The organism is Aeromonas sp. 30P, assembly GCF_051919805.1.
GTDB classification, from domain to species: Bacteria; Pseudomonadota; Gammaproteobacteria; order Enterobacterales; family Aeromonadaceae; genus Aeromonas; species Aeromonas veronii.
The window spans coordinates 666483-683412 of record NZ_JBQBEA010000001.1; the positions used below are offsets into that span (position 1 = coordinate 666483).

Consider the following 16930-nt stretch of genomic DNA (forward strand, 5'->3'; position numbering starts at 1 on the left):
TTACACCATATTCAATTCACTTATTATTATCGCTTGCGTATCATAGCTAAAACTCTGAATTGAAATGGAATTTCATGATGAATCAACAATCGCATCAAGGGCGAATCGGGATCACTCTAGCCGCACTGGGTGTCGTTTACGGCGATCTCGGAACCAGCCCGCTCTATGCCCTAAAGGAGTGCTTTGCTGGCCATATCGGCCTGCAACCTGACCCGCTCGAAATCCTATCCCTCATATCGCTCTTTTTTTGGACCATCATGGTGGTGGTTTCGTTCAAATACGTATGGTTGGTACTGAGTGCCGATGACAAGGGGGAAGGCGGTGTACTGACACTCGCCTCGTTGGCATCACGCCGTCTCTCACCTCGGGCTCGCACCATCGCCATGTTACTCGGGCTGATCGGGGTGGGCATGTTTGTCGGGGATGCGGTGATCACCCCCGCCATTTCAGTCCTCTCCGCCGTCGAGGGGCTTCAAGTGATCGCGCCGGATCTCGCCCCCTTCGTACTACCCATCACGCTGATCGTGCTGGTGACCCTCTTTGGTGCCCAACATTATGGTACTGCGGGTATAGGCAAGTTGTTTGGCCCAATCATGCTGCTCTGGTTTAGTGTGTTAGCCTTGCTGGGAACAATAGAGATTATGCAAAATCCTACGATCTTACAGGCAATTAACCCACGCTATGCCATTGATTTCATTATTGACCGCCCTGGTATTGCCTTCATTACCTTAGGGGCGGTGGTGCTCTGCGTGACAGGGACTGAGGCGCTCTATGCAGACATGGGGCACTTTGGTCGTGGAGCCATTCGGCTGGCCTGGGGTTCATTGGTTATGCCAGCACTACTGCTCAACTACTTCGGCCAAGGGGCTCTGCTGCTGCGTAATCCAGCAGCCATCGAGAATCCCTTCTATCTGCTCGCCCCCTCTTGGTTCACACTGCCACTGTTGGTGCTCGCAACCATGGCGACTGTCATCGCTTCGCAAGCAGTTATCTCCGGCACCTATTCGGTGGTGCGTCAGGCCATCCTGCTCGGCTACCTGCCCCGTCAGGAGATCCGCCACACCTCCGAACGGGAGATCGGCCAGATCTACTTGCCCCTAGTGAACTGGTTGCTGCTGGCAGGGATCGTCATCGTGATCGTCGGATTCAAAAGCTCCAGCAATCTGGCTGCGGCCTATGGTATCGCCGTGACCGGCACCATGGCACTCACCACCCTGTTGCTAATGATGGTTGCCGCCACCCGTTGGAAGTGGCCACGTTGGCTGATCGTATTGGTTGGCGCTCCACTGCTACTGGTTGACTTCACCTTCTTTGCGGCCAACAGCACCAAGTTTTTGGCTGGCGGCTGGCTCCCTCTCCTGTTTGCCCTGCTCGCCATCGTAATCATGACCACCTGGAAGCGTGGGCGTGAGCTGGTGCTCGACAAGCTGGAAAACAAGTCGTTTGCTCTGACTCGTTTTGTCGACAACATGCTCCAGCATCCACCGCTTCGGGTGTCAGGCACAGCCGTCTTTCTATCGCGCTCCGAACAGGTTGTGCCTCATGCCATGCTACACAATCTCAAGCACAACAAGATCCTGCACGAACGGATCATTTTTCTCACGATTCATATCAAGGATGAACCCTGGCTCGCCTTTAGTGAACGGATCCAACTAAAACAGCTTGGGGATGGATTTTGGCAAGTAGTCGCCAATTTTGGCTACAAAGAGATCCCCGACATGGAGGAAATTTTCCAAGCTTGCGCCCAGCACGACCTCAAAGTCTCCATGAGCCAGACCTCCTTCTTTCTCTCACACGAGAATCTGGTCAGCACAGACCTCCCTGGCATGGCCCGCTGGCGCGAGGGCTTGTTTGTATGGATGAATCGCAACTCCCTCAAAGCGACAGACTTCTTCCATATTCCTGCCAACCGAGTGGTCGAACTGGGTGTCTTAATGGAGATCTAAATTCTTCAATGCAATGACACTACTGTGTGATAGCTGCCTCTTTGCCATCTCGTGGGCAGAGGGGCATCTAACTGACTCCTCAGATACTCCCCCAAAAGATTAAAATACGATTGATAATTATTATTGTTTGCGGCCATGTAAGTAAGGCAAGCTACCAACCTTTGACGCAGGTCTAAGCGTCTGACCACTTACATTTGAACATCGACATGACGTTCAGGAATGGAACTCCGTGATGGAATCCTTCAACCTAAGAACAAGCACTGTGGGGCCAGCCCAACTGTTCTGCCTTGCAATCGCCCTTTGTTTGCACCTTGCTGTGTTGGGTTTGGCCAATCACAACACGCCTGTACCCGTCACTCAACCATTGCCAATCACCCTTTCTGCTCGCTGGGTTGGCGACACAAAACCTGCAACACAGCAGGCAAGTATGACTGCACCGTCCACTAAAAAAGTGGCCAAAAATGCGCACCCCTCCCAGAAAAAAGTTGTGAAAAGGACAGTCAGAAAGCATACGCACCATGCTTTCACATCCGCCAAGCCCTCAGCATCTACCGTTGATAGGGCACTTCAATCACCCCCTGCCACGCAAGCCATTTCGGTCGCCAAAAGCGGCCTCCCTGTAAGCAACGGTAATCCTGATTCGCCAGCAAGTCACAGCAGCCAGCATACCCTAGCTGGCAATAGTCCCCCCATCGCACGGGCACTAGGTCTGCACAACCCAGAACCAGCTTACCCAGACTTATCTAGAAGACGAGGCGAAGAAGGGCGGGTCATCCTCAAGGTTCGTGTCGCTGTGGATGGGACTGCAAGCTCGGTAGAGGTCGACAAGAGTAGTGGTTATCGCCTCCTGGATAGGGAAGCACGCAGAACAGTCAGCCGCTGGCACTTTATTCCAGGCAAACAAAACAATGTAGCCGTCGAAGCTTGGGCAAGAGTCACAATTATTTTTCAGATAAGGGATTAACCATGGATCCAACTATTGCAAACAACAGTATGGGACTTGCACATCTGCTGACCCAAAACAACGGGGTTGGCCTGCTGCCATTTGTGCTACTGGTGCTGATGTCAATTGGTACATGTTACCTGGCTCTTCTTAAGCCATGGCTTGCCTTGCGCGAGCGACGTCTTGGTAAACCGTTTATCGAGCAATTCTGGCGATATGAAAGTGTGCAGCAGATGGAGCAGCACTTGGCTCAACAGACCCCACAGGATGCATATAGCCGCTTGACCTATGCTGCGTTGGTCGCTCTTGGTCAGCTAGAACGGGCAGATGCTAGCACACCAACCCTGCGTCTTGGTGCTCCTGACGAGTACCTGCTGCGAGCCCTACGCCAAGCAATTCTTCACGAGAAGATACGGTTGGAACAAGGGCTAGCCTTTCTCGCCTCCGTGGGCTCAGCTGCTCCCTTTATTGGACTCTTTGGCACCGTATGGGGTATCTACCATGCGCTGCTTGCGATTGGCGTCTCTGGACAGAGCAGTCTCGATAAGGTTGCAGGCCCAGTTGGCGAAGCCTTGATCATGACTGGCTTTGGTCTGGCCGTCGCCTTACCAGCTGTGCTTATCTACAATTTTTTCGTGCGGCGAAATCGCCTGAGAATGGCGGAGTTGGATGCTTTTGCTCACGACCTTTTTGCAATGCTGCTGACAGGTTTCGAGCAAACAACTAACAATGTTGCCCATTTTGAACGGCGAGCACTCAAAGCAGGAGGTAAATAATGGCATTTGGTTCCCTACCTGGGGATGAGGATGAGCAACCCCTCAGCGAAATCAACATGGTTCCGATGATCGACGTGATGTTGGTACTGCTTATCGTCTTCATGATCACAGCACCTCTTCTGACGAATGCAGTCAAACTAGAACTGCCAGAAGCAAGCAGCCAACTCAACTTGCCTAAGCAGGAGGAAGTTACCATATCCATAGATAGCGAAGGTAAAACTTACTGGAACGAACAAGAGGTAGATGAGGCAGCTCTACTCACGCATATGGCGAGCATCAGCAAAGCCTCGGAGGCTTTACCAGAAATTCAGCTTCGTATCGATAAACGGGTAGAATATGGCACCATTGCTAAGGTTATGGCCGCAGCATCTCAGCATGGTCTACATAAGATCGCTTTTGTCAGCCAGCCAGAGAACAGATAATAATCTTCACTAAAAATACAGCTAATCATATTAATGGAAATTTAGGATGCAGAACGCTTCCATCAAATAAGGCCCTGAAAGAAGCTACTGTTAGCCTCGTGCTAGAGATAAGAAAATTGCTGTGTTGTGTTTTCCCTCCCCCAATCGGCATAAGCAATTAGGGGAGGCGCATTTTTTGAAGATAAAAAATGATTTGCATTTCATTCTCGTGACAATCCTTGAAATGGCACTACTTCCCCTGATTCCTTATGTAATAAAGATGTGGATGTGGATGTGGATGTGGATGTGGATGTGGATGTGGATGTGGGGAGTGAAACCATTTGTGCCTTTATCTCTTCAAGTTCAAAGAGCATTTTCTGATAAGATGAACACAGCATTTTGCTCAAGCGAACATAGTAATCCTCTGGGTTTTGGGATAGTTCTTTTTGACAGTCAATGAAATTGCCACCCCAGCAATTTCCGTTTTCGCTCTTGAGACATACCCTGTAAAATATTTTCTATCTCCGCTTGAAGCAACTTTTCAAGCTCACCATCTCCACGTTCAGCCATTGCTTTTAATGCTTCAAAGTCAGGTAATGACATTTGTTTCTCCTTGCCCAGACTGTTGGGGCATCGATGTCTATATAATATTAAAATGCTTCGCATAAATCATTTCATGCAAATCTATGCGCCACAAAATTGTCCACCGCCACACCAATTGGCATACCATGTAGGGATTTGGTCAATCGGTATAGGTTTGCTAATATAATATCCCTGTGCAATTTCACACCCTAGTAGGGTTAGCTGAACCCAGTCCTGCTCACTCTCCACACCTTCTGCTACTGTTTTTAGACCTAATTTTTGGCTCATGGCTATTGCGGATGTGAGGATGGCCAATTTTTTTTGGCTCAAATAGGCATCCCGCACAAACTCCTTATCAATCTTTATCTCTGTAAATGGGCAGCGTGATAATTGCTGCATAGATGAATAGCCTGTGCCATAGTCATCCATTGCTATACCAAAGCCCCGTAATCTAAGGCGAGCTAGCGTACCTAGAGAGGCGGATAGATTTGACATGAAAGTGGTTTCAGTCACTTCAATTATTATTTTGCTACAAACAAGCCCCGTACTCTCTACGATCTCAACCATGTTATCGACCAGTTTATCCGACAATAACAAGGAAACAGGCATATTAATAGAACATGTTAGCGAGGGGGCTAATGCATCAAGGCGGCACAAGGCATCACAACTTGCTTTCAAAAAATCGTAGAAAAATTGTAATGCTAATTCCCCTTGCTCAAGGTGATGCACGAAACTCACTGGAGGTAAGGTGCCATGTTCGGGATGCAACCAGCGTACCAACGCTTCAAATTGTAGTGGTCAACTAAATCCGGACACTGGGTTAGGCCGAACCTCGGCTTTTGCTGGCGGTATCCCGTCATTGTGGTGATGTGGACGCCGCCAGTTGTAGTAATCCATCAGGTAGTAACTGATATCCCGCTTCGCCTCTCGCAAGCTCATATATCCCGTTGCCGGGAGCCACTCTGACTTCAGGCTTCTGAACAACCGTTCCATCGGGGCATTATCCCAGCAGTTGCCACGCCGACTCATACTCTGGGTCATGCGATAGCGCCACAGTCGTTGCCGAAATGCTCGGCTACCATATTGGCTGCCCTGGTCAGAGTGAAATAGCACACCGGATGGGCAACCCCGCTGCTGATAGGCCATCTCCAGTGCTTTGATTGCCAATTCTGCATCAGGTTTGTCAGACATCGCCCAGCCCACGACCCGTCGGGTGTACAGGTCAAGCACCGCTGCCAGGTAATGCCAACGACAACCTGCCCAGACGTAGGTAATATCGCCACACCACACCTGATTGGGTTGCTGGACATCAAATTCGCGGGCCAGCAGATTGGGAATGTCCGGTCGTTCAGACCGTGCCACCTTATAACGGTGTGCGCCCGGCTGTTTGGATACCAACTCGGCTTCCTTCATCAGGTTACGTACTTTGAATCGGCCAATCTGATACCCCAACTCCCGCATCATCGACATCAAGGCACGGCTGCCCGCTGAGTTCCGGCTCGCTTTGAACAAACGGCGCAGCTCACAGCGCGGTTGCATACGTTCACGGTTAATCGCCCGCCTGCGAGCCAGATAGTCGTAAAAACAGGATGTTGGAACATCGAAAGCGCAGCAGACCAGGGTGATGGGGGCTTGCTCCCTTAATCGGTCTATCAGCGCGTACGTGTGAAGTCGTCCGCCATCAAGAGAGCAGTAGCCTTTTTTAGAATGTCCTTTTCACTTTCGAGTCGATTGATACGGGCTTCCAGCTCCTGGATTTTCTGCTGCTCAGGAGTTAGCGCTTTGCTGATTGGGGTTGTGCCGCAGCGTTCGGATTGGAGCTGCTGAACCCAGCGGCGCAGTACGGTTTCACCGACATCCAGTGAACGGCTGGCTTCGGGGACTGAATATCCCTGGTCGAGCACCAGGGATGCGGCTTCGAGTTTGAATTCGGCAGTAAATGAGCGACGTAATCTTGTCATTGAACACCTCAGGTCATGGTGGCGACTGTACCACCTAAAATGATGTCCGGGATGATTAGACCACTACAAATCCAAATAAGTGGCCATCCCTCATGATCACTTTAGGCTGAAGAAATGGCACCAATTCCCCTTTTGCCAAGGCCTGCCTGACGTCCCCCTCACTGAACTCCAAGGTATGCTTGGCTCGCTGGTGTTTGTGCATGTCGGGATTAGATTGTAATAACATCGCTGACAATCCATCCTTGGTAACTGGCTTTTCTAATATAGCAATCACCTCCAATGGACTGGCATCAGCGATCATGTGGATTACGTCAAGGACATCACGGTCTGCCGCACTCATAACAGCAACAAACAACGGGCTACTCACTATTTTTTCCAGCTGAGCGATGAGTTCAACACCATCCATCCCAGGCATGTTCAGATCTGTGAGTACCAGGTCTATCTGGTTGAGCTGTTGCAACTGCGCTAGCGCATCGCGTCCGTCTTCTGCACCGTACACCGACTCAAACCCCAGCTCCTGGAGCAGGCAGGTGACTTCATATCGCTGTAATCGCGAGTCATCTACCACCAACGCCGAGCGTCCCTTCCATTTGTCCAGTGACATGGTGTAACCCTCTATACCAGCGCAGCCAGGTATTGGCTGATATGCTGTAACGACATCACTTCATCAACACCACCATGAGCAATCGCTTCTTTGGGCATTCCAAAGACCACGCAGCTCGCTTCATCCTGAGCAACAGTTTTCGCCCCAGTGTCGTGCAGCTCGCGCATACCTCTAGCACCGTCATCCCCCATTCCGGTCATGATGACACCGATGGCATTGCGTCCCGCATTCACTGCTACAGAACGAAATAGCACATCCACTGAGGGCTTATGGCGAGATACTAGCGGCCCGTCTTTCACTTCAGCGTAGTATTGAGCGCCACTGCGCTGCACCAGAAGATGTTTACCGCCAGGTGCAATCAAAGCCGTCCCACGAACCAACCTATCCCCTGTTTTGGCCTCTTTGACCTCCAGCCGCGAAACACCGTTTAGTCGCTGCGCAAAAGCAGCAGTAAACATCTCTGGCATATGCTGAACGATTGCAATACCTGGCAAGGTGGCGGGTAAACGGGTTAATAAAAACTCCAGTGCTTGGGTTCCCCCCGTTGAAGTGCCCAGCGCAATCACCCTGTCAGTGGTTTGGTAGTTTGAACGAGAGGTGGGGGCCGATATCATCACATCTGCACTGTGTAACGCACGCTCGCCAAGATTGGTTGCAGTGTTGGTGGTTGAAGGGAGGATATTGGCAAGCTTGGCTTGTGCGGCGGCCCGAATTTCTTGAATGATGTCTTGTGTCGAGGAGCTAAGGAAATCTTTCACATTAAGCGTCGGCTTAGTGATGATGGATACCGCCCCCAACGAGAGCGCCTCCAGGGTTACAGCGGCTCCTTTGGTTGCAAGGGATGAGCAGATAATCACAGGAGTTGGGCGCTCACTCATGATTTTTCGCAAGAATGTCAAACCATCCATGCGGGGCATCTCAATATCCAGAATGATCACATCAGGCCAACGCAGCTTCATCTGCGAGATGGCGTATAGCGGATCCAGAGCCGTGGCAATTACGTCAATGTCAGGTGCCTTAGCAAGGCATTGGGTCAGCATCTCACGTACTAATGCAGAATCGTCAATTACCATCACTTTGATAGTCATATGGCCTCTTTAAAATGTACCGGATCACGGTCAATCCGCCGATAGCGTGAAGGCGCTTCCTGCACTAATGGGAGCTCTGCATCGCGGATCATTTCTGAGTGCCCCACCAATAAATAGCCACCAGGCTTGAGGCGCTGACATACCTGGCTTAACACTTGATGCTTTGTTGTTGTGTTGAAATAAATCAGCACATTCCGTAAAAAAATGACATCTAATGCCAGCTCCCCAAACTGGGATACGTCTAATAGATTGAGTTGCGAGAGCGCTACATGCTTTGCAAGCACAGGATTAACACGCACAAAACCGTGAAACTCTTCATGTCCACGCTGTAAGTAACGCAACCACAGATGAGGAGGGACGCGCTGCACTCGTTCAAGGGAATATATCCCTTTACGAGCATGAGCAATGACATTGGTGTTGATATCGGTGCCCCATACCAGCCAAGGAGAACCCAGGCCGAATTGCTCAGCGAAAATCATCGCTATCGTGTATGGCTCTTCACCACTGGAGCATGCGGCAGACCATACTTTGGGAGGACGGTCTTGCGCTTGAATGTAGCTACGTAGCCACTCGAAATGTGCTTCTTCTCTAAAGAAATACGTCTCGTTGGTAGACAGTAAATTAATTGCGCATTGCCGTTCCAGCTCTTCATCTGGGTGAGACAGCCGTTGCCAATAAGCTTGAAAGCTACCCAGGTTAAGTTCACGCAAGCGCTTTGCCAGACGGGACTGAACCAACGCTCGCTTGCTGTCAGCTAAATGAATCCCCGCTTGTGTGAGCAAAAATGTTTTAAATAGCGCAAATTCTCTCATGCTCAACTGCGGCCCTTGCTCGCAAAATTTCTGTTTCCCGTCATTCATTCTGAGCCCTTGAACTCAAGATGATGACTAGCCATCTTGCTTTCGACCAAGGCACTCAGCTCGGCAAAAGACAACGCTCTAGTTACATCCAGCAGTACAACAAACTGATCATTAACGGTGACAATGCCGGCAATAAAATCGCTTCTCAGTGCAACACCAAAATGGGGCGGTGGTTCGATGGCATCACGCCGTAATTCCAGCACATCACATACAGCGTCAAGCAAGACCCCCACCTCTTGGTAGAAATCAAGCGAGGTGGGTAATGACAAAATGGCAATACCTGTAGTGGATTGCAGGGCTGTCATGCCTTGGCCAAAGCGCACTTGTAAATCAATCACTGGGACAACCGCACCACGCAGATTGATGATCCCACGAACAAACGTGGGCATCATCGGCACCGCCGTCATCCCTTCATACTCGATGATTTCTCGCATATGGGTGATATCGATGCCATAGCACTCTCCACCCAACATGAAGGTTACACAATGAAATACGTCGCTTTGTACAAGCTCAGTAGTTGCTGAATTTGCCATCATCCCCCTCCTGCAAAGCATCATGTGCATGGAGCGAACCAAACGGTACTTTCTTGGTTGGTGTCATCGGGTGGTGCAAAACAGTTCTGGTCAATTGACGGGCCGCATTAGCTTTGGTTGAGTCGCGGAGCATGAATTGACGCATCAGCTCTTGCAGTTGCAAAGCTGTTGAGCTGAGTTCTTCAGATGTTGAGCTCAGCTCTTCAGCTGAGGCCGCAGAGGATTGCATTCCTTCGCTGATCTGCATCACTGCAACGTTAATTTGCCCTATGCTGGCGCGTTGCTCGCGAGACGCGGCTGCGATTTCCTGAACAAGAGTTGCTGTTTGGTCAATGCCTGGCAGCATTTCGCGTAGCAAGGTGCCCGCCTGTTCAGCAACTCCCACCGAGCGACTGGCGAGCTCACCAATCTCTTTGGCTGCTGTTTGCGAACGTTCAGCCAGCTTACGCACTTCCGCGGCCACCGTAGCGAACCCTTTGCCATGCTCTCCCGCTCTTGCGGCCTCAATGGCCGCATTGATGGCCAGCAAATCTGTCTTGTTGGCGATGTCATTGATGACGGTGATACGTGAGGCAATCTCTTTCATGGCATGCACCATATCGCCCACCGCTCGACCACTGGCGGTCGCGTTCTCTGCTGATTTGACTGCAATACCTTCAGTGACCTTGGCGTTGTCGGCATTCTGACTCACGGTGGCAGCCATCTCCTCAACGGAAGCACTGGTCTGTTCAACACTCGATGCCAGTTCCGATGAGGTTTGCGATAAGGCATTCGCGGTGGCAGCAACTTGTTCAGATGCCGAGCCTATAGCATTAGCTATAGCGCTCACTTCCCCTAATGTTTCAGACAGCCGCTTCGACATGTCATTGATTGTGCTTAGCAAGCTGATTTGATCACCTTCTTTTAACTGGATCACCGTTGCCAAATCACCATTCGCAACTCTTTCCACTACTTGTACGGTATAAGACGGATCCGCACCCAGCTGACGTAAAATACTCCGCGTCACAACAATGGCCAGGATGCCGCAGGTCACGAACGCAAACACCGCAATCATGAGCATGGTTCGAATATTACTGGCATAAATGTCACGGCTATCCTGGAGTGAGCCAGTGGCAAGTTTGTCATTAAGATTGACGAGCTCAGTTAAAAGATCATCAGAGACGTTGAACGCTGGCCTGCCTTTTTCACTCATCAAGGCCCCTGCACGTTTGTTGTTTACATCATCCCCTGTATCAGAGCGGGCAATACTCACAATCTCATCGGCATAGCGCTTGTAATCAGGCCATGATTTATCAAAACGAGCGAGCGCGTCTTTCTCCGGAGGGGTCAGGTAGGTATTGCGATAGCGATCTATCAACTCGTTCATTTTGTTTTCATATTTGGCCATGTTGTCTAGGGTTTGCTGACGAACTTGAAGATCCATCTCACCGATATAGCGATAGAGAGCTCGATTATGGTAAATCGCTTGCATGTTGGCGTTAGCCAGATCACGAATAGGCACCAGTTGATTGGCATGCATATTCTCGACTAATTCCGCCATAGTTTTGATCGACACATAGCTGGTTACCGCTAGTGTTATCAGCAACAACAATAAAGTAGCGAATGACACAGCTAGCTTTGTTCTGACTTGTAGGCGATGAAACCAGTCCATGGTTATATTCCTTCAGCGTGACGGCAGGGTGCGGATAAATCTCCCTCATTGAGAGTGTGCAGTATCCGCTGTTGCTCCCACATGGTGACTTGTGCCAACAGTTGTGGGATATCCAAAATCAAGGCCGGATGGCCATTGCCCAGAATGGTGGAGCCACTGATACCCCGCAGGGGGCGAAAATTCTCCCAGCGGTTTAAGCACGGTTTGCAATTCGCCAATCAGGTGGTCAACGACCAAGCCAGCTCTGCGTTCACCATGATGAACCACCACCACAAATTCAGAACCTTGAGCAGGAGGAAGGCCAAACAAAGCACGCAAATGCACGTAAGGCAGCCACTCTCCTCGTAAATACAGTTGTTGTACGGTCAGCTCTTCTTCGCTATCTGGTAGCTCCAAGCACTCGGTCATCATTTCCAATGGGATGACGAATGATGTGTCAGCTACCTCGACCCGAAATCCATCAATGATGGCGAGCGTCAATGGCAAACGGAGCCTAAACGTAGTGCCCTGGCCAGGATTACTTTCCACAGTAACATCACCACGTAGAGCATCTAGGTTTCTACGTACAACATCGAGCCCGACTCCGCGTCCTGACAGTTCGTTCACTTCGCTGTTGGTGGAAAATCCTGGAGCAAAGAGCAACTGGTAAACATCGCTGTCACTCATCACCTTGATATCACTCACCAATCCGGCTTGCTGTGCCTTGGCCAATACTTTTTCGCGAGATATACCATCCCCATCGTCACTCACCTCAACTACTACTGCTCCGGCATCATGGTAAGCATTCAGTGTGATGCGCCCCTGTTCTGGCTTTCCCTTGTCTTGGCGCACCGAGGGCTTTTCGATGCCATGGTCAATTGCATTGCGAACCAGATGCAGTAACGGGTCGGTGAGTTTTTCCACCATGGACTTGTCAATATCGGTGTCTGCATTTTGAATATTGAGGGTGACCGATTTTCCGGTTTGTAGGGACAACTCATGCACTACACGAGGGAAGCGATTGAAGATTTCATGGATAGGCACCATCCGAAGTGTCAATGCATCATCACGGATCCCCTCGACCAATCCATTGACCACTGCCACAGATTCAATCATCTCAACATTACCAGCCTGATGGGCTTGTAACGTTGTAGCAGACGCGGCAATCACCAACTCCCCCACTCGATTGATCAATTGGTCAAGCTTGGCTGCATCGATGCGAATGTAATGACTGTCACTGCGAATGAGGCTTTTACGCGAGGCGTTTACAGGTTCAGGAGTGTCAGTTGCTAGTGAGGTTGTTGCAGGTGGAGTGGGCTCTATAAGGGCAGGCTGAAGCAATACCTGAATATCAGCTGCTGTGAGTGAGCCAGCCTGCTCCCACCTTGCATACTGTGTACCAACCTCTTCCCCTAGCCATGCACACAACGTGGGTGCAGCATCTCGATATAGGGAGAGGTCTCCATGTACTGGTAGCAACACAATGATGCTTTGCGTGGCAACAAAATCGAAAGCACTGCGCAATTTTTCTGCGCCACAGCAACTCTCAATGACAATCTCGTACCCCAGGAAGCAATCCGTGCTATCCAGCAGTTGTAAAGGAGGCCTGGGACGCCACACAGGCATGATGTAATGGATCTCGCCCTGATTACCCAGATATTTAAGCAACGCCAATACATCGAAACCATCACGGAACAAATCAGGATAAAAGCGAACCGACAGATGCCAGCGCTCAGATGTTGTAATACCTGGTTTTTCATCTGCTATCACGGGAGGGGCGGGTATGGTCATTGACGGCAAGCTCTGAAAGCCTTGCATTTGAGACATCAACGCCAAGATTTGCTGGGTTTCAACTTGCTTGAGTTCAGGATTGTGCTCGGCGCTTTGCAGCAAATCGCGCAGTTGGTCGTTACAGCGGAGCAAAAGCTGAATTAGGGCGTCATCAAGATCAAGCTCACCACTGCGCAAGCGCGCCAGGATATTCTCCATGCTATGGGTAAAGCGAACCAGCAGCTCCAAGCCAAGCATACTAGCAGAGCCTTTAATGGTGTGCGCGGTGCGGAACATCTGGTTATAGGTGTCAGCGCCCAAGGGGTGACCCACCCTATCCAGCAACGCTTGTTCAAGGTTGTCACACTGCTCGTAGGCCTCTTCAAAAAAGAGCATCCGCGCTTTATTGATGTCCATCGCAGCCCTCGATTGTTAGCTGTGCCCACAATCCCATACCACGAAATGTCTCTGCTGCAAGACTGTCAGGGGCGAGGACAAACGTCATCGATTTGCCCAGTGAAGTAGCTTCTTGTTGCAACAAGCTCAGCAGTTGTGCGCCACACCCATCGAGCAAGGTGATGGTATCAAGAGTCACAACAACCGAGGGGTAATTGAGTAAACCCAGGAGACTATCTTGCTCCTGTGCAACCGTCATGATACTGAGCTCCCCTTCAATAACGGCGCGAGGCTTGGATCCGGTGCTATCGATAGTGATGCCCATCACGCCCCCCTTATGGCTGAATAACCTTGGCAAGATTATCGAGCAGTGATTGTGGCTCGAACGGTTTGGTCAGCCACACCTTCGCACCAGCCTCAGCACCTTGCTGACGTAGCTCTGGCGCGTTTTCTGTAGTGAGCATGATGAACGGGATATAACGGAATCCGGGATGAGATTTCACCTCACGCAGAAAGGTCAAACCATCCATGATGGGCATATTGAGATCAGAGATAATCAAATGAAAGCGATGCTGCGACAGTTGAATCAACGCATCTTGGCCATCTTCCGCCTCAACTACGTTAAAACCCGCCTCAGTAAGCAATGCATTGAGGGCAAAGCGGATGCTGCTCGCATCATCTACCACCAAAATAGACTTCATAGACCACCCTGTCCGTCTTGCCCTCACCCAAGCTGGGATGGTGATAAGCATGTGCTGTCACCATCCCACAGCCTTCCCTGGCAGGCGTTTTTCGAGAGTTCAATAGAGATATTTTGTGACCAAAGAGGTCAACTTAATTTAAAGATAGAGACACTCTTCTTGAGCTCCCCTACAACTTGGGTCAGGTGTACAGCTTCACCATTGACACATTCCGAAGCCGAGACGTTCTCCTGTGACATGTTGTTCACCTCTTCAACAGACTGGGCAATCAGTTGGCTTGCTGAGGATTGTTCATGCAACATCACGTTGATCTCTCCCATCAGCCCAACCACCGCTTGGGAGCTTTGGTCAACCTTAGCCATCAAATCACTTGCTTGGGCCGTATTAAGGCGAACGTTTTCGATACTCTGCACATATTTGTCCATGGAGTTGACTGTTTCCATGGCCGTGGTTTGCACGCCACTTATCATGCTATCGATTTCTTGAGTTGCTTTGGTTGTTCTCTCCGCCAATTGGCGCACTTCATCAGCTACCACGGCAAAACCACGCCCCATATCACCAGCTCGGGCCGCTTCAATGGCGGCGTTAAGCGCCAGCAGGTTGGTTTGGTCTGCCACTCCTTTAATCATGACGGTGATTTGACCTACTTTGGTAACATCATCAGCCAGTTGACGAATTTGCGCGGTAGATTGATTTATCGCATCGGTCACGGCCCGCACTTCCCGAGAAACGTCCTCAACTTGATGCTCGCCTTGCTGTGCCAATTTTCCTGAGTTCATGGCTTGCTCATTTGCACTGTTAGCCGAATGAGAAAGTTGGGCTATCGAGGTAGACATTTCTTCAATTGATGCAGCTGAACTAGCCGTTGCCTGGGCTTGCATTTCCGAACTGGTCATCACTTGCTGCGCGGCACTGGATAGCTGAGCTGCCGATGATCCAAGCTCTTCGGAAATATGCAAAACGGTGTTAATTGTTTCTTTAAGGGACTTGCGCGTTGTCGCCATGGAGTGTTGCAGATTGGTGAGCTCATCATTACCAGAGGGCGGAACCGTATCCACCAGATTACCCTTGGCAATGTGAGAAAGGTCGGTAACTGTTTGATCCAATGGTGCAAGGATACTACGTATGATTAATAAGCCTGCAATGGCAGCGATAACCAGAACCAGCCCCATGGTTATCACGAACTCCTGACCCAATTGAGCGACTACGACATCGCTATCGTCATAGGCTTTTTTCCCCAATTCGACGTTCCTGTTCACAATCGCTGAAAGTGTATCATCTGCTAATTGAAAGGCAGGTGTAGCCTCAGTTTTCATAAGCCGCATGGCAGTATCGTTATCACTACGATAAGACGCTTCCATCACTTTCTTTGCCGCAGCTTGATAGGGAGGCCATTGGCGGTCAAAGTCAGCCAGTAAACGAGTTTCATCAGGAGTCAGCTCAGTGGCACGATACTTATTGAGTAATGCCATCATCTGGGTTTCATATTTATCCATGACACCCGTAATTCGGTTCATTTCTGACTGTTTAGCTTCGATAACGTAGTTGAATAATTCGCGATGATGGTAGATAGCCTGCATGTTTGCATTTGCCACATCGGTGATAGGAACGAGTTGATTGAGATACATATTGTTGAGCATGTCATTGATCGTGCTAGCAGACTGCTTTTGGCTCAATCCCATACCAAACATGGTTGCAAGCAACGCGGCAAGCAAGAGGCTCAAGCGAAGCTTTATTGATATCGTTCTTAACCAATCCATGGTGTTTACCTCAATGGTGAATGACTTCCTTACAGGATAAATGTGTAGGCAATAGAATTGCTGATAGCAAGAGCGTCAGATGAAAATCAAAAATGATTAATTTACAACAAAAAAAGCGGCTGACGAGCAGCCGCTTGAAATTGTAAGGACGCCCAATATAAGGCTTTGTGTCACGATGTGGAGATAAGGTATTTCGTGACCACGCTTGCAGTATAGGCGATGCATCTGGTAGGGATTAAAATAGTTATAACTTAAATTTATTGGTCGGTTTGCATAACATGGCTGCATGTTCTATACTTGAATGGGCTTCTATAATCTTTAAATTGAATCCATTCTAAACATAGTATTTAAATCGCAAATTTACCCACGGCACAATATCTTCACTCGCTGATTTTTCATATGTTTTAGCTACCTATTAATATTGGCTTTTGTTTATTGGTGTGCATTGCTGCTGAGTAAATGGCATTTACCTTTATGACCCAGTGATGTGGCATTAATTAATAGCTTTTGCTTTTAGTTATCAAGTGTTTTGATATGTAAGGTTATATTGTTTCAATCGTCCAGTAAAACACGACAGGTTCGATAAACAGAAGGGATTGCTTAAACTAAACCTGGTTTATCTTCGCTGCGAAGCAGCGGAATGTTTAAAAAGTATTTTGTTCTCATAATTAGTAAATGGACAGTTTTCAGAGTTTTTCAAGTGGCCAAAATGAAACATTTTAAATAAAAGCTAAACTGGAGTTTTTTACGCTACTTTCGTGCACCAGTTCTATGATATCAATTTAAAACCCTTTTCAACGTGCTGTAGGAGGGGCTCTCCTTACATCACCCTTCCCTGCTGGTCAGACAGTTCCTATGCATCCTATAAAGGAGGCCTAGACTAATAGGCAATAAAATCAAAATGAGAAAAGTGACAAATATGAATTTTAAGTTTCAGTGTTACTCGTGATAAAAAAATGTAAGTATAATTAAGTTTTAA

16 protein-coding genes are annotated in these 16930 nt (G+C 49.3%); 4 read left to right on the plus strand and 12 right to left on the minus strand.

The features are described from left to right. The first annotated feature begins 77 nt into the window (after positions 1-77). The 4 genes from ACTG2B_RS03270 (at position 78) to ACTG2B_RS03285 (ending at position 4087) form a co-directional block, all read left to right on the plus strand. The gene (locus tag ACTG2B_RS03270) at positions 78-1946 is read left to right on the plus strand and encodes a potassium transporter Kup (protein WP_439996904.1); all 1869 of its coding nucleotides are present in this window, start codon (positions 78-80) and stop codon (positions 1944-1946) included. 232 nt (positions 1947-2178) lie between these two features. Beyond that, entirely contained in the window at positions 2179-2910 is a 732-nt protein-coding gene (locus ACTG2B_RS03275) for an energy transducer TonB (RefSeq protein WP_439995192.1), read from the plus strand. A gap of 2 nt (positions 2911-2912) precedes the next feature. Then, complete coding sequence (locus ACTG2B_RS03280) at positions 2913-3665, plus strand: MotA/TolQ/ExbB proton channel family protein (RefSeq protein ID WP_439995193.1); 753 nt, start codon at positions 2913-2915, stop codon at positions 3663-3665. Further along, on the plus strand, positions 3665-4087 hold the full coding sequence (locus tag ACTG2B_RS03285; RefSeq protein WP_439995194.1) for an ExbD/TolR family protein: 423 nt from the start codon (positions 3665-3667) through the stop codon (positions 4085-4087). Before ACTG2B_RS03280 ends, ACTG2B_RS03285 begins: the two co-directional genes overlap by 1 nt. Before the next feature lie 432 nt (positions 4088-4519). Here ACTG2B_RS03285 and ACTG2B_RS03290 read toward each other — a convergent pair whose 3' ends face one another. The 12 genes from ACTG2B_RS03290 to ACTG2B_RS03345 form a co-directional block, all read right to left on the minus strand. Next, positions 4520-4669 carry a DUF3135 domain-containing protein gene (locus ACTG2B_RS03290; protein WP_439995195.1) on the minus strand — a complete coding sequence of 50 codons (150 nt, stop codon included), beginning with the start codon at positions 4667-4669 and terminating at the stop codon, positions 4520-4522. 81 nt (positions 4670-4750) lie between these two features. Continuing rightward, positions 4751-5428 carry an EAL domain-containing protein gene (locus tag ACTG2B_RS03295; protein ID WP_439995196.1) on the minus strand — a complete coding sequence of 226 codons (678 nt, stop codon included), beginning with the start codon at positions 5426-5428 and terminating at the stop codon, positions 4751-4753. An 18-nt stretch (positions 5429-5446) separates the two neighbouring features. Beyond that, positions 5447-6609, minus strand: a protein-coding gene (locus tag ACTG2B_RS03300) for an IS3 family transposase (protein WP_439995197.1) whose coding sequence is annotated in 2 segments (ribosomal slippage) — positions 5447-6354 and positions 6354-6609 — 1164 coding nt in all. Because the reading frame shifts where the segments join, the coding sequence is not laid out codon by codon here. A 55-nt stretch (positions 6610-6664) separates the two neighbouring features. Next, the gene (locus ACTG2B_RS03305; protein WP_439995198.1) at positions 6665-7213 is read right to left on the minus strand and encodes a response regulator; all 549 of its coding nucleotides are present in this window, start codon (positions 7211-7213) and stop codon (positions 6665-6667) included. A gap of 11 nt (positions 7214-7224) precedes the next feature. Then, on the minus strand, positions 7225-8301 hold the full coding sequence (locus ACTG2B_RS03310) for a protein-glutamate methylesterase/protein-glutamine glutaminase (RefSeq protein ID WP_439995199.1): 1077 nt from the start codon (positions 8299-8301) through the stop codon (positions 7225-7227). Then, positions 8298-9161, minus strand: coding sequence for a CheR family methyltransferase (locus ACTG2B_RS03315; RefSeq protein ID WP_439995200.1), 864 nt, complete (start codon positions 9159-9161; stop codon positions 8298-8300). The genes ACTG2B_RS03310 and ACTG2B_RS03315 overlap by 4 nt, the downstream gene beginning before the upstream one ends. Then, positions 9158-9694 carry a chemotaxis protein CheW gene (locus ACTG2B_RS03320; protein WP_005361908.1) on the minus strand — a complete coding sequence of 179 codons (537 nt, stop codon included), beginning with the start codon at positions 9692-9694 and terminating at the stop codon, positions 9158-9160. The genes ACTG2B_RS03315 and ACTG2B_RS03320 overlap by 4 nt, the downstream gene beginning before the upstream one ends. After that, positions 9672-11345: a methyl-accepting chemotaxis protein gene (locus ACTG2B_RS03325; RefSeq protein WP_439995201.1), complete on the minus strand. Its 1674-nt coding sequence runs from the start codon at positions 11343-11345 to the stop codon at positions 9672-9674. The genes ACTG2B_RS03320 and ACTG2B_RS03325 overlap by 23 nt, the downstream gene beginning before the upstream one ends. 45 nt (positions 11346-11390) lie before the next feature. After that, positions 11391-13511 (minus strand): chemotaxis protein CheA, encoded by a 2121-nt coding sequence (locus tag ACTG2B_RS03330; RefSeq protein WP_439995202.1) that lies wholly within the window; start codon positions 13509-13511, stop codon positions 11391-11393. After that, positions 13498-13815, minus strand: a complete 318-nt coding sequence (locus ACTG2B_RS03335) for an anti-anti-sigma factor (protein ID WP_139731791.1) — start codon at positions 13813-13815, stop codon at positions 13498-13500. The genes ACTG2B_RS03330 and ACTG2B_RS03335 overlap by 14 nt, the downstream gene beginning before the upstream one ends. Positions 13816-13825: 10 nt before the next feature. Next, the gene (locus ACTG2B_RS03340; RefSeq protein ID WP_439995203.1) at positions 13826-14191 is read right to left on the minus strand and encodes a response regulator; all 366 of its coding nucleotides are present in this window, start codon (positions 14189-14191) and stop codon (positions 13826-13828) included. 128 nt (positions 14192-14319) lie between these two features. Continuing rightward, the gene (locus ACTG2B_RS03345) at positions 14320-15951 is read right to left on the minus strand and encodes a methyl-accepting chemotaxis protein (RefSeq protein ID WP_439995204.1); all 1632 of its coding nucleotides are present in this window, start codon (positions 15949-15951) and stop codon (positions 14320-14322) included. Between the last annotated feature and the right edge of the window lie 979 nt (positions 15952-16930).

Excerpts from the sequence above, each read along its gene's own strand:
- ACTG2B_RS03270 (WP_439996904.1), top strand. The coding sequence starts at position 78 with ATGAATCAACAATCGCATCAAGGGCGAATCGGGATCACTCTAGCCGCA.
- ACTG2B_RS03275 (WP_439995192.1), top strand. The coding sequence starts at position 2,179 with ATGGAATCCTTCAACCTAAGAACAAGCACTGTGGGGCCAGCCCAACTG.
- ACTG2B_RS03280 (WP_439995193.1), top strand. The coding sequence starts at position 2,913 with ATGGATCCAACTATTGCAAACAACAGTATGGGACTTGCACATCTGCTG.
- ACTG2B_RS03285 (WP_439995194.1), top strand. The coding sequence starts at position 3,665 with ATGGCATTTGGTTCCCTACCTGGGGATGAGGATGAGCAACCCCTCAGC.
- ACTG2B_RS03290 (WP_439995195.1), bottom strand. The coding sequence starts at position 4,669 with ATGTCATTACCTGACTTTGAAGCATTAAAAGCAATGGCTGAACGTGGA.
- ACTG2B_RS03305 (WP_439995198.1), bottom strand. The coding sequence starts at position 7,213 with ATGTCACTGGACAAATGGAAGGGACGCTCGGCGTTGGTGGTAGATGAC.
- ACTG2B_RS03310 (WP_439995199.1), bottom strand. The coding sequence starts at position 8,301 with ATGACTATCAAAGTGATGGTAATTGACGATTCTGCATTAGTACGTGAG.
- ACTG2B_RS03315 (WP_439995200.1), bottom strand. The coding sequence starts at position 9,161 with ATGAATGACGGGAAACAGAAATTTTGCGAGCAAGGGCCGCAGTTGAGC.
- ACTG2B_RS03320 (WP_005361908.1), bottom strand. The coding sequence starts at position 9,694 with ATGGCAAATTCAGCAACTACTGAGCTTGTACAAAGCGACGTATTTCAT.
- ACTG2B_RS03325 (WP_439995201.1), bottom strand. The coding sequence starts at position 11,345 with ATGGACTGGTTTCATCGCCTACAAGTCAGAACAAAGCTAGCTGTGTCA.
- ACTG2B_RS03330 (WP_439995202.1), bottom strand. The coding sequence starts at position 13,511 with ATGGACATCAATAAAGCGCGGATGCTCTTTTTTGAAGAGGCCTACGAG.
- ACTG2B_RS03335 (WP_139731791.1), bottom strand. The coding sequence starts at position 13,815 with ATGGGCATCACTATCGATAGCACCGGATCCAAGCCTCGCGCCGTTATT.
- ACTG2B_RS03340 (WP_439995203.1), bottom strand. The coding sequence starts at position 14,191 with ATGAAGTCTATTTTGGTGGTAGATGATGCGAGCAGCATCCGCTTTGCC.
- ACTG2B_RS03345 (WP_439995204.1), bottom strand. The coding sequence starts at position 15,951 with ATGGATTGGTTAAGAACGATATCAATAAAGCTTCGCTTGAGCCTCTTG.